Origin of the sequence: Stappia sp. P2PMeth1, from assembly GCF_900185735.1 — a bacterium.
GTDB lineage: Bacteria > Pseudomonadota > Alphaproteobacteria > Rhizobiales > Stappiaceae > Stappia.
The window spans coordinates 21098-33373 of sequence record NZ_FYAW01000060.1 but is presented as its reverse complement, the minus strand read 5'-3'; the positions used below and the strand labels follow the sequence as shown (position 1 = coordinate 33373).

10 protein-coding genes are annotated in these 12276 nt (G+C 66.1%); 6 read left to right on the top strand and 4 right to left on the bottom strand.

The features are described from left to right. Positions 1 to 924, bottom strand: coding sequence for a branched-chain amino acid ABC transporter permease (locus P2PM1_RS24390; RefSeq protein ID WP_186400902.1), 924 nt, complete (start codon positions 922 to 924; stop codon positions 1 to 3). Between the two features lie 93 nt (positions 925 to 1017). Beyond that, the gene (locus tag P2PM1_RS24385; RefSeq protein WP_186400901.1) at positions 1018 to 2184 is read right to left on the bottom strand and encodes an ABC transporter substrate-binding protein; all 1167 of its coding nucleotides are present in this window, start codon (positions 2182 to 2184) and stop codon (positions 1018 to 1020) included. 273 nt (positions 2185 to 2457) lie between these two features. Between P2PM1_RS24385 and P2PM1_RS24380 the strand changes: the two genes are divergently transcribed. Then, complete coding sequence (locus P2PM1_RS24380) at positions 2458 to 2967, top strand: hypothetical protein (protein WP_186400900.1); 510 nt, start codon at positions 2458 to 2460, stop codon at positions 2965 to 2967. 26 nt (positions 2968 to 2993) lie between these two features. Here the strand turns inward: P2PM1_RS24380 and P2PM1_RS24375 are convergent, their stop codons facing one another. Together P2PM1_RS24375 and P2PM1_RS24370 are read right to left on the bottom strand one after the other, a co-directional pair. Next, positions 2994 to 4433 carry a DUF418 domain-containing protein gene (locus tag P2PM1_RS24375; protein WP_186400899.1) on the bottom strand — a complete coding sequence of 480 codons (1440 nt, stop codon included), beginning with the start codon at positions 4431 to 4433 and terminating at the stop codon, positions 2994 to 2996. Between the two features lie 132 nt (positions 4434 to 4565). After that, positions 4566 to 6905, bottom strand: coding sequence for a bifunctional salicylyl-CoA 5-hydroxylase/oxidoreductase (locus tag P2PM1_RS24370; protein WP_186400898.1), 2340 nt, complete (start codon positions 6903 to 6905; stop codon positions 4566 to 4568). A gap of 211 nt (positions 6906 to 7116) precedes the next feature. Here P2PM1_RS24370 and P2PM1_RS24365 point away from each other — a divergent pair, with 211 nt between their 5' ends. The 5 genes from P2PM1_RS24365 to P2PM1_RS24345 are packed head-to-tail and all read left to right on the top strand — an operon-like array spanning position 7117 to position 12269. Then, positions 7117 to 7890, top strand: coding sequence for an SDR family NAD(P)-dependent oxidoreductase (locus tag P2PM1_RS24365; RefSeq protein WP_186400897.1), 774 nt, complete (start codon positions 7117 to 7119; stop codon positions 7888 to 7890). 10 nt (positions 7891 to 7900) lie between these two features. Beyond that, positions 7901 to 8476 (top strand): MarR family winged helix-turn-helix transcriptional regulator, encoded by a 576-nt coding sequence (locus P2PM1_RS24360; RefSeq protein ID WP_186400896.1) that lies wholly within the window; start codon positions 7901 to 7903, stop codon positions 8474 to 8476. After that, positions 8469 to 9338, top strand: coding sequence for an enoyl-CoA hydratase family protein (locus tag P2PM1_RS24355; RefSeq protein WP_186400895.1), 870 nt, complete (start codon positions 8469 to 8471; stop codon positions 9336 to 9338). The genes P2PM1_RS24360 and P2PM1_RS24355 overlap by 8 nt, the downstream gene beginning before the upstream one ends. A gap of 24 nt (positions 9339 to 9362) precedes the next feature. Further along, positions 9363 to 10562 carry an acyl-CoA dehydrogenase family protein gene (locus P2PM1_RS24350; protein ID WP_186400894.1) on the top strand — a complete coding sequence of 400 codons (1200 nt, stop codon included), beginning with the start codon at positions 9363 to 9365 and terminating at the stop codon, positions 10560 to 10562. Positions 10563 to 10616: 54 nt separating this feature from the next. Continuing rightward, the gene (locus P2PM1_RS24345) at positions 10617 to 12269 is read left to right on the top strand and encodes a benzoate-CoA ligase family protein (protein WP_186400893.1); all 1653 of its coding nucleotides are present in this window, start codon (positions 10617 to 10619) and stop codon (positions 12267 to 12269) included. Positions 12270 to 12276: the final 7 nt, after the last annotated feature.

Below are 12276 nucleotides of genomic sequence, written 5' to 3'. Positions count from 1 at the left end.
TCAGCCTCCACGCGCCGGGAACAGGCCGGTCGGCCGGAAGAACAGGACGGCGGCCATCAGGACATAGATCAGCATCGATGCAATGGCCGGTCCGACGCCATTGGCGGCCGAGGGAGACATCACCAGTCTGGCGATATCGGTCGCGAACCCGCGCCCCAGCGTGTCGACGAGGCCGACGATCAGAGCGGCGATAAAGGCGCCACGAATCGAGCCGATGCCGCCGATGACGATGACGACGAAAGCAAGGATCAGCAGATTGTCGCCCATGCCCGGTTCGACGACGAGGATCGGAGCGGCGAGAATGCCGGCGAAACCGGCGAGCATCGTGCCGAAGCCGAAGACCAGCATGAACAGGCGGCGGATGTCGACGCCGAGCGCGGCGACCATCGGTGCGTTGGTGGCACCTGCGCGCACCAGCATGCCGGCGCGGGTATGGGTCACGAGCACGTAGAGCACGGCAGCCACCAGCAGGCCGGCGGCGATGAGCGCGATGCGGTAGACCGGATAGCGCAGCCCGTCCATCAGCTCGAAGGACCCGCTCAGGAGATCCGGCATCGGCAGGGTCAGCGGTGTCGAGCCCCAGATGGCGCGAACCGCCTCGTTGAGAAACAGGATGATGCCGAAAGTCGCCAGCACCTGGTCGAGGTGATCCCGGTCGTAGAGATGCCGAAAGACCAGCAGTTCAAGGACCAACCCGACAACGAGTGCGCCCAGCAGGCCCAGCAGCAGCGCCCCCCAGAACGTTCCGGTGATGCCATAGCCGGCAACCGCCAGATAGGCGCCGAGCATGTATTGCACGCCATGCGCCAGATTGATGAAATCCATGACACCGAAGACCAGTGTCAGGCCCGCGGCGATCAGGAACAACAGGATACCGAGTTGCAGGCCGTTCAGCGTCTGGACGGCAAGAAGGGTGGCGCTCAACGGACCGGCCTCGTCGGTTGCGCAAGCATTGCGATGGGAGGTTATGGGGCGAAGGTCCCGCCGGGGCGTGCACGGGCCCCGGCGGGAAGGGCGTCAGTTCATTGCGCACTCGCCGACATAGGCATCGACCTTGTCGTCGAAGACCTTTTCGACGGTTTTGGTCGCATACTTGCCGTCCTCGCGCTTGACGGCCTTCACCACATACACATCCTGGATCGGGAAGTTGTTGGTGTTGAAGCTGAAGTCACCGCGCACGCTTTCGAACGGAGCATCCTTCATGGCGGCCATCAACTTGGCCTTGTCGGCCTTGCCGCCGGCCTGCTTGAGAGCGCCGTCGATGAGGCGCGCTGCGTCATAGCCCTGCGAGGCATAGATGGACGGCACATAGCCGAATTCCTGCTCGAAGGCCGCGACGAAGGCCTTGTTGGCCTCGTTGTCGAGGTTCGGTGCCCACTGAGCGCCAGACAAGAGGCCGAGCGCGGTGTCCTGGGTCGCCGGCAGCGTCGTCTCGTCGACGGTGAAGGCGGAGAGGAACGGCACCTGACCGGCCAGACCGGCCTGAGCATATTGCTTGACGAGGTTGACGCCCATGCCGCCCGGCATGAACACGAAAACGGCGTCCGGCTTGGCGGCGGCGATCTTGGTCAGCTCCGACGAGAAGTCGAGCTGGCCGAGCTGGGTGTAGATCTCATCGACGACCTCGCCCTTGAAGTAGCGCTTGAAGCCCGCCAGCGAGTCCTTGCCGGCCTGATAGTTCGGCGCCATGATGATCATGCGCTTGTAGCCGGCATCCTCGGCATACTTGCCCATCGCCTCGTGGTTCTGGTCGTTCTGATAGGACGTGGTGAAGAAGTAGGGCGAGCAGGCCTTGCCGGCGATCGGAGACGGGCCAGCGTTGCTGCCGACGAAGATCGTCTCGGAATCGATGATCGGCTTGTAGACGGCCATCATCACGTTGGAGAACACGATGCCGGCGAGGATGTCGACCTGGTCGCGTTCGATCAGGCCCCGCACCTTGGTCAGCGCCGCGTCGGGCTTCAACTCATCGTCGACGACGAGGACCTCGGTGTCGAGGCCGCCAAGCTTGCCACCGGCCTGCTTCACGCCAAGCAGGAAGCCGTCGCGCATGTGCTCGCCGAGGGCAGCCGGCGGTCCGGACAAGGTGGCGAGGAATCCGATTTTCAGGCTTTCGGCCTGGGCGGCCAGACCGGTCAGGCCAAGAGCCGCAGCGGCGACTGCCGCCGTCAACATACGCTTCATCATAGTCTCCCCTCAGGACCGCCCGCAGCCAGACCGTCTGGTCCGTGCGTGCATCTGGATGGCATATCGTCGTTATCGCAGCGGGTTTGCCGCTTCCGCTCTCCCGGCGGCTGGAAATATTTTAAGCCTAAAATATTTCCTCTGTGAAGCCCCGTCTTGCACGGACGGTGAAGTTAAGCATGTGGAAAGCGGAAACCGAATAGGTTGAGGGGAGTTTTCCGGCGGCGATGGGCGCGCTGCGCGCGATCGGCCTGCTCGGAAGAGGAGGGCGCGATGACGCGAACGGGATCGGTCTGGCTGGAAACACCTGGACGGTGTGCCGTCGCCCTGTGCGTCTGCGGGCTGCTGGTAGCGTTCGAGACGCGGGCCGATTCCGGTCCCGAGCCTGTCGACACATCGCGGTCGCAGGCCTGTGCCGAGATTGCTTCGGATTTTGCCGACCGAGACACGCCGAGAGGCCCCCATGCAGGCGACGTGGCGGCTGCCGGCATCGAGGGCGCCATCGTCGGCGGGCTTGCCGGGCGGGACCGGCGCGGCACCGGCTGGAGCCCGGACGGCGCCGCGCGCGGTGCTCGCACCGCTGCGGGCATTGCCGCGCTCGAAGGGGTGGGGCATGTCGATGCCGCAGCCTGGCAGGCCGCGTTCGACAGGGCCTACGCGGCCTGCATGGCCGGCGAAGCCCGGCCGCTGACCCGCCGGGAGCGATGCCGCTCCACTGGCGTCGTCACCGGAAGCGGGCAGTCGGGCGGCCCTGCCGTCTCATCGCGCCGCGACTGCGACTGACCGCCCCCGTCTGTCAGCCCCGTCTGTCAGCCCCTGTGCTCGGGTCCCGCGTCGGTGGGAGGAACCGGCCCCTTCTGGGTCAGCCAGCGCAGCAGCCATTCCATCGGTCCCTGCCGGCCGCTGCGCTGCCAGGCAAGGGCGAAGACGATCTGCGCTGCGTTGATGGCAAGAGCGACCAGAAGCAGTTGGTGATGCTCCATCGACCCGAACAGGCCGAAGCCGAAACCATAGAAGAGCAGCACGCAGATGACCGTCTGGCCGATATAGGTGGTGAGCGGAATGCGTCCGACGGCGACGAAGGGAGACAGCAGCGACTGCCCGGCGTCTCGCCGCACGAGCAGGTTGACGAGCCCGATCAGGCCCAGCCCGATCAGCAACCTTCGGAGATTGTAGAGATAGGCGTCCCAGGAGCCGATGGACCAGTTCTCGAAGCCGGGAACAGCGCTGGTGCCATGGACAAGGAAGCCGACGAGCGCCCCGCCACACAGGCCCGAGACGGTCATCATCGCATAGTGTGATGATTTCCAACGGCCCGAAAAGGCTCCGAGACGGTAGAGCGCCATTCCGAAGAACATCATCGCGCCGACATCCAGGATGTGATCGCTGAAGAACAGCGTGGTCTGTTCCTGGAAGGTTTCGGGAGCAAGGTTGCGCACGACTTCGGTATAGCTGGCGAGGCGCTCGTCCATTTCCGCCAGGGCCATCCGCTCAAGCTCGTCGAACATGGCCGCTTCTTCCTCGGCCTCCTGGCGAGCGGCGTCGTCCTGGTCTTCGCCATCCTGGCTTTCGGCAGCCTGGCTTTTGAGCCGGCTGTCTTCCTGCGGTTGCGAGCTCCCGGAGGAATCCGCCGGGGTCTCGGACGTCTCGGTCTCGCTGCGGGAGGCCGCCTGCTCGCTCTGCGCCGCCTCGAAGGCATCGCTTGAGATGCGGTCCAGCGACAGGCCGGTCCCGTCCTTGAGGGAGGAAGCAACGAAGATCACCAGCGCGATGGCGAGGAGCGTCCGGCCCGAGACGTTCCGGAAGACGAACAGGAACATCCCCAGAATGCCGTACACGTAGAGAACGTCGTGTGGCCACAGCAGCAGATAGCCGTGAACGATGCCGAAGACGATCAGCCACATCAGCCGGCGGAAATAGAGATCTGCCGCCAGCAGCCCGCCAGGCGCGCGGGCATGACGCTCCATCAGCAGGATCGCGGTCGCCCCGAAGATCAGCGAGAACAGGCCGCGCATGGTTCCGTCGACGAAGATGACGACGAACAACCACGACGCGACATTGGCGACGACCGTCTCCCCCCACTCTTCCGGCAGGGCGAAGGCGACGGTGGGCATGCCGAAAACGAAGATGTTGCGCCACAGGATGCCGAGGGCCGCAAGGCCGCGCAGGGCGTCCAGCACAACCAGCCTGTTCGACGCGGACGCGCTTGCGACCGTGTCGGCGCTGGTCCGACGGATGCGTTGATCCACGTGTGAATGTCCGGAAAGAAGACGTATTGGCGGAATGCTTACTCCCGGACGCAGAGTCGCACAAGCGCGATTGCACGGGGCGCGTCCTGTCGCAGCAGCACGCGCCCCGGAGAGAGTTGCCGATTTTGCGCCCTATTCCGCGGCTTCGCGATAGGCCGGGTTGTGGGTCTTCGGCTTCGCCTTGAGCTTCAGTTCCTTCAATTCCTCGCGAGCCCGCTCGGCGTTGCGCAGGAGCTGGAACTTGCCCGGCTGGTACTGCTTCGGAGCGAAGATGTCGCCGACGCCGTAGTCGCCCGCCGCGCGCAAGGTGAAGGCGGGGTCGGCGAGATGCGGCCGCCCCAGCGCGATCAGATCGGCGCGGCCGGCGGCCAGGATCGTGTTGGCCTGGTCCGCCGAGGTGATGGCGCCGACCGCCATGGTGGCGATGCCCGCTTCGTTGCGGATCTGGTCGGAGAAGGACGTCTGGTACATGCGGCCGTAGACCGGCGAGCTTTCCGGGCTGGTCTGGCCGGTGGAGACATCGATGAGATCGGCGCCAGCCTGGGCGAAGGCGCGGGCGATCACCACACTGTCGTCGCCGGTGATGCCACCCTCGATCCAGTCGGTCGCCGAGACGCGCACGGACATCGGCTTGTGCTTCGGCCAGGCCGCACGCATCGCCTCGAACACCTCGAGCGGGTAACGCAACCGGTTCTCGATGGAGCCGCCATAGGCGTCGTCACGCTGGTTGGTGACCGGCGACAGGAAGCTTGCCAGCAGATAGCCATGGGCGCAGTGCAGCTCGATCATGTCGAAGCCGCAGGCAATCGCCCGCTCGACGGCGGCAACGAAATCCGCCTTCACCGCATCCATGTCGGCCCGGTCCATCGCCTTCGGCGTCTGGCTCTCGGGATAATAGGGCAGGGCGGACGCCGACAGGATCGGCCAGGCCTCGGTCGCGGGCAGCGGCCGGTCCATGCCCTCCCACATCAGCTTCGAGGCACCCTTGCGCCCGGCATGGCCGAGCTGCAGGCAGATCTTCGCATCCGACTGCGCATGGACGAAGTCGACGATGCGCGTCCATGCGACCTGCTGCTCGTCGGTCCAAAGGCCGGCGCAGCCCGGAGTGATCCGCGCGGTCGGCGACACGCAGGTCATCTCGGTGAAGACGAGGCCGGCACCGCCCATGGCGCGCGAGCCGTAGTGGACGAGGTGGAAGTCCTGGGGCATGCCGTCGACGGCGGAATACATGCACATCGGCGAGACGACGAAGCGGTTCGAGACCTGCATCTCGCGCAGGCGCAGCGGCTGGAAGGCGGGAACCGTCGGGCGCTGCGTGTCGACGTCGAGCCCGGACGCCTTGACCTTCTCCGCAAAGGCGCGAGCCGCGGCGTCGACGAAGTCAGGCGCGCGCAGTTCCAGATTGTCATAGGTGATCGCCTTGGAGCGGGTCATCACGCCGAAGGCGAAGGTGACCGGATCCATGTGCCAGTAGCGCTTCACATGCTCGAACCAGACGAGCGACACGTCCGCCGCATGCTGGGTCTTCTCCACCTCCTCGCGGCGCGTGTCCTCGAAATCGGCAAGCGCGTCGGCAATGGTCGGCTTGCGCATCACGCTCTCGTAGAGCGCGATGGCGTCTTCCATGGCAAGCTTGGTGCCGGACCCGATGGAAAAATGCGCCGTCGACTTGGCATCGCCCAGCAGAACCACATTGTCCATCGTCGTGCGGGCGTTGCGGATCATCGGAAAGTTGCGCCACATCGACCGGTTGATCAGCAGCTTGTGGCCGTCGAGCTCTTGCGCGAACACGCCTTCGAGAAAGTCGGCCGACTCCTGCTCCGACATCGCTCCGATGCCGGCCTTCTCGAACGTTTCCGGGTCGGTTTCGAGGACCCAGGTCGAGCGGCCGGGCTCGTACTGATAGGTGTGGGCGATGAAGATCCCGTGCTCGGTCTCCTTGAAATAGAAGGTGAAGGCATCGAGCGGCTTGGTGGAGCCCATCCAGGTGAACTTGTTCGGGCGCAGGTCGACCGAGGGGCGGAAGTGGTCGCGATGGGCCTCGCGCACTGCCGAGTTGATGCCGTCCGCGGCGACGATCAGGTCCGCGTCGGGGAACTGTTCGATGCCCGGAACTTCGGCCTGGAAGTGCATCTCGACGCCGAGTTCGCGGGCGCGCTCCTGCAGCAGCAGCAGCAGCGTGCGCCGGGAGCAGCCGCAGAACCCGTTGCCGCCGATCCGGAAGCTCGCATCCTTGTAGTGGATCGCGATGTCATCCCAATAGGCGAAGTTCTCGGTGATGGCGCGATAGCTCTCGCGATCGTATTTCTCGAAGGTCTCAAGGGTCTGATCGGAAAACACGACGCCGAAGCCGAACGTGTCGTCTGGCCTGTTGCGTTCATGCACGGTGATGCGGGCCGACGGGCGCGCCTTCTTCATGAGGATGGCGAAATAGAGCCCCGCCGGGCCGCCGCCGATGACCTCGATACGCATGACCAGATCCTTCCCTGTCGTGTTCGGTTTGCGGGACATCGCCGCCGGCCAAGCCTCGCAGGCCTCCCGACAGGCCGGCGTGCCGCCGATCTCGGGTCGCCGCATCGATGCGCTTGCGTCCCCCTCGCAGATATTTTAAGCTTAAAATAATTCGCGACGCAACGCCGTTCTGGTGGCGCGGCGCCGACCGGAGAAAGGTTCGGGGAGAGGCATGGCGAAAGAGGCTCCGTTGCACGGCCGTCACGCCCTGGTGACCGGGGGAACGCGCGGGATCGGGCTTGCGATCGCCCGCCGGCTGATCGCCGACGGCGCAACCGTCACCATCCTCGGGCGAAATGCCGTGCGGGCGGAGCAGACGGCGCGCGAGATCGGAGCGGCCGGTTTTGCTGTCGCCGACGTCACCGACCGGGACGCGCTGATCGCGGCGCTGCGCGCGTGCGAGGAGATGCACGGCAGCGTTGCGATCCTCGTCAACAATGCCGGCCAGGCTGAAAGCTCTCCCTTCCTGAAGACGCCGCCCGATCGTTTCGAGCGGATGTTCTCGGTCAATCTGATGAGCATCGTGAACGCCTGCCACGCCGTGCTGCCCGGCATGATCGCGGTCGGCGACGGGCGCATCGTCAATGTCGCCTCGACGGCGGGGCTCAAGGGCTATCGCTACGTCTCGGCCTATGTGGCCGCCAAGCATGCGGTGATCGGTCTGACGCGGTCGCTGGCGCTGGAAACGGTGGAAACCGGGGTGACCGTCAACGCGGTCTGTCCGGGCTTTGCCGACACCGATCTGGTGCGCGAGAGCGTTGCGCGGATCCGTGAGAAGACTGGCCGCGAGGAGGCGGACATTATCGCCGACATGGTGCGCGACAATCCGCAGAAGCGGCTGATCGATCCGAACGAGGTGGCCGACGCGGTTGCCTGGTTGGCGGGCGATGCGGCCCGTTCCGTGACCGGCCAGGCGATCGCGGTCGCCGGCGGCGAGGTGATGTGAGGGAAGAGGGATGGACGAAGGCGCTAGCAAGGACATTGGCGACAGCGAGGGGGAGGCTCCTGCCGTCCTGCTTGATGCGGAGACCCGCCTGCATGGCGACGACCACCGCGCCGAGCTGCGCCTCTGGCTGCGGCTGCTGACCCTGACAAACCTGATCGAGAGCGAGATCCGCTCCCGGTTGCGCGGCGCGTTCGATGTCACCCTGCCGCGCTTCGATCTGATGGCGCAATTGGAAAAGGCGCCGGACGGGCTGACCCTCGGCGATCTTTCGCGACGCATGATGGTCTCGGCCGGCAATGTCACCGGCCTTGTCGAGCGCCTGGTCCAGGACGGGCTCGTCGAGCGCCGCCCGGCTCCCGGCGACCGGCGCTCCGCCCTGGTCACCTTGACACCCGAGGGACGGGCCGGTTTCGAGGCCATGGCACATGCTCATGGCGACTGGGTCGGCGATCTCTTCGCCGGGCTTTCGGACGCCGATATCGAGCAGCTCATGGCGCTGCTTGCACGGGCCAAGGCTTCGGCGCGAGCGGCCTCGGAGGCCGCTCGCAACGCGCCATCTATCCACAAGGAGCCGTCCAATGGCTGATGCCACCGTTTCCGCCCCGATCATCGGCGCGCAGGAGACCTATTCGATCGCGCTGCCCGTGCGGGACTATCGACCGACCCATTTCCGTCTCGAGGTGGACGGCAAGACGGCGGTAATCACGCTGAACCGGCCGGAGCGCAAGAACCCGCTGACCTTCCATTCCTACGCCGAATTGCGCGACCTGTTTCGCGCCCTGCAGTTCGACGAAGAGGTGAAGACGGTGGTCGTCACCGGTGCCGGCGGCAATTTCTGCTCCGGCGGCGACGTCTTCGAGATCATCGAGCCATTGTTGTCGCGCGACATGCCGGGCCTGCTCCAGTTCACCCGGATGACCGGAGAACTGGTCAAGGCGATGCGCGCCTGCCCGCAGCCGATCGTCGCCGCCATCGACGGCATCTGCGTCGGTGCGGGGGCAATCATCGCCATGGCGTCGGACCTGCGCGTGGGAACGGCCGGCGCCAAGGTCGCCTTCCTGTTCAACCGCGTCGGTCTTGCCGGCTGCGACATGGGCGCCTGCGCCATCCTGCCGAGGATCATTGGACAGGGGCGTGCCTCGGAACTTCTTTATACCGGCCGCGTCATGAGCGGCGAGGAGGCCGAGCGCTGGGGCTTCTTCAACCGTCTGGCGTCGCCCGAGGCGGTTCTCGAAGAGGCGAAGACGCTGGCCGACAGCCTCTCCGCCGGTCCGACCTTCGCCAATGCCATGACCAAGCGCATGCTCCACATGGAGTGGGACATGTCGATCGACCAGGCCATCGAAGCCGAGGCGCTGGCGCAGGCGGTCTGCATGAAGACCGAAGATTACCGCCGCGCCTTCGAGGCCTTCGCGGCGAAGCAGAAGCCCGTCTTCGAGGGCAATTGACGCGCTGTCGTCGAGGAGGATGCGATGACCGACCTGAGCTTTCTCGACTGGCCGTTCTTCGACGACGGACACCGCGCCTTTGCCGCGCGGGTGGAGGCCTTCGCCGCCGCCGAGATCGAGCGGCTTGCCGACCATCATGACGTCGACGGTTCCTGTCGCAGGCTGGTCGCCGCGCTCGGCAAGGCCGGTCTGCTGCGTGCCGCCGTTCCGGCGTCCCATGGCGGCCTGCATGAGCGGCTGGACGTTCGCAGCCTGTGCATCGCCCGCGAAACGCTCGCCCGCTACAACGGTCTCGCCGACTTCGCCTTCGCCATGCAGGGGCTGGGCACCGGCTCCATCACGCTTGCCGGCTCGAACGAGCTGAAGGATCGCTACCTGCCTCCGGTCATGCGCGGCGAGAAGATCGCGGCCTTCGCCTTGTCAGAGCCGGAGGCCGGCTCCGACGTTGCTGCGCTTGCCACCGTCGCGGACGCCGACGGGCCGGACCATGTCCGCATCTCCGGCGAGAAGACCTGGATCTCCAACGGCGGCATTGCCGATCACTACGTGGTTTTCGCCCGCACCGGCGAGGCGCCGGGCGCGAGGGGGCTCTCGGCCTTCGTGGTCGACGCCGACACGGCCGGGTTCTCGGTCAAGGAGCGCATCGACACGGTCGCTCCGCATCCGCTGGCGACCCTGTCCTTCGACGGTGTCCGGGTGCCCGTCTCCGCTCGCCTTGGCCGGCCGGGGGAGGGGTTCAAGGTCGCCATGGCGACGCTCGACATCTTCCGTTCCACGGTCGGGGCGGCGGCGCTCGGCTTCGCGCGCCGGGCCCTTGCCGATACGCTTGAGCACACCACCAGCCGCCAGCTTTTCGGGGCACCGCTTGCCGATCTGCAAATGACGCAAGGCGCGCTGGCCGACATGGTCGCGGATGTCGATGCGGCGGCACTGCTGGTCTATCGCGCCGCCTGGACCAAGGACATGGGTGCCCCGCGCGTCACGCGAGAAGCGGCGCTCGCCAAGATGGTCGCAACGGAGAATGCCCAGAAAGTGGTGGACCGTGCGGTCCAGCTTCATGGTGGCCATGGCGTGCGCGTCGGCTGCAAGGTGGAAGAGCTCTACCGAGATGTCCGCGCGCTGCGCATCTACGAGGGCGCAACAGAAATCCAGAAGATCGTGATCGCGCGTCAGGCGATCGCCGACCATGCCGCCCGCCGCTCCTCCGCGGCGGCGGCCGAATGACAACCATAGAACGCGCCGGAAACCGGCCGCCCCAACCTTCCACAGGAGTGCCGAATGGCCCGCTCAGCCCACACCGACACTTTCGCGGCGGACAATCTGCCACCGCGTGAGCTCTGGCCCGACTTTATCAATCTGGAAAAGCTCGGCTATCCCGAGCGCATGAACTGTGCCGTCGAGCTGGTCGACCGCAACGTCGCGCAAGGGCGCGGCGACAAGCTGGCGCTGGTTTCCCCGGCCGAGCGCTGGACCTATGCGGAGCTCGCCGAAAAGGTGAACCGCATCGCCAATGTCCTTGTCGCCGATTTCGGCTTGCAGCCGGGCCACCGGGTGCTGCTGCGCTTTCCCAATACGCCGATGATGACGGCGGTTTATTTCGCGATTCTGAAAGCCGGCGGCATTGTCGTTGCCACCATGCCCCTGCTGCGCGCCAAGGAGCTTGCCGTCATCGTCGACAAGTCGGAGCTCTCGCTCGCCGTCTGCGACCACCGCCTTGCCGAGGAGATGGAACTGACGCGCGGCCGTACCGGCCGGCTGGCGACGATCCTCTATGCCGGCAGTGGCGACGACGCTTCGCTGGAGCGCCGCATGGAGGCCGCTTCGCCGGACTTCGCGGCCTGCGATACCGCTGCCGACGACGTCTGTCTGCTCGGCTTCACCTCCGGCACCACCGGCGTGCCCAAGGCAACGATGCACTTCCACCGCGACATGCTGGCGATCTGCGATTGCTACGCGCGCGAAGTCCTGCGGCCGCAGGAAAGCGACGTGTTCATCGGCTCGCCGCCGCTTGCCTTCACCTTCGGCCTCGGCGGGCTGGTGCTGTTCCCCTTCCGCGTCGGTGCGACCGCCATCCTGCTGGAGCGGGCCGGTCCCGACGATCTGTTGAAGGCGATCCCGCAGATGCGCCCCACCGTGCTCTTCACCGCGCCGACCGCCTATCGCGCGATCCTCGCCAAGAAGGGCGAGGCGGATCTCTCGTCCTTGCGCAAATGCGTTTCGGCTGGTGAGGCCCTGCCCAAGGCGACCTGGGACGAATGGCTGGCGGCAACCGGCATCCGCATTCTCGATGGCATCGGCGCGACCGAAATGCTGCATATCTTTATCGCTGCGCGCGAGGAGGACGTGCGTCCCGGAGCCACCGGCAAGCCCGTGCCGGGCTACGAGGCGAAGGTGATCGGCCCCGACGGTGAGGACGTGCCGGACGGCACGCCCGGCCGGCTCGCGGTGCGCGGTCCCACCGGTTGCCGGTATCTCGCCGACGACCGCCAGACTGCTTATGTGATCAACGGCTGGAACGTCACGGGCGACACCTATATCCGCGACGCTGACGGCTATTTCTGGTATCAGGCGCGCTCCGACGACATGATCGTGTCGTCCGGCTACAACATTGCCGGTCCGGAGGTCGAAGGAACGCTGCTGGCCCATCCGGCCGTGGCGGAGTGCGGAGTGGTCGGTGCCCCGGATCCGGATCGTGGCCGCATCGTCAAGGCCTATGTGGTGCTGAAACCCGGCGTCACGGGGGATGCGGCGCTGGTGAAGGAACTGCAGGACTACATCAAGGCTGAACTCGCTCCCTACAAGTATCCGCGCGCCATCGAATTCGTCTCCGCGCTGCCGCGCACCGAGACGGGCAAGCTGCAGCGTTTTGCGCTGCGGGAACTGGCGGCGGGAGAGAGCGAGCCGCCGGCCGCAAGATCCGCCGCGTCGTAAACGCGAA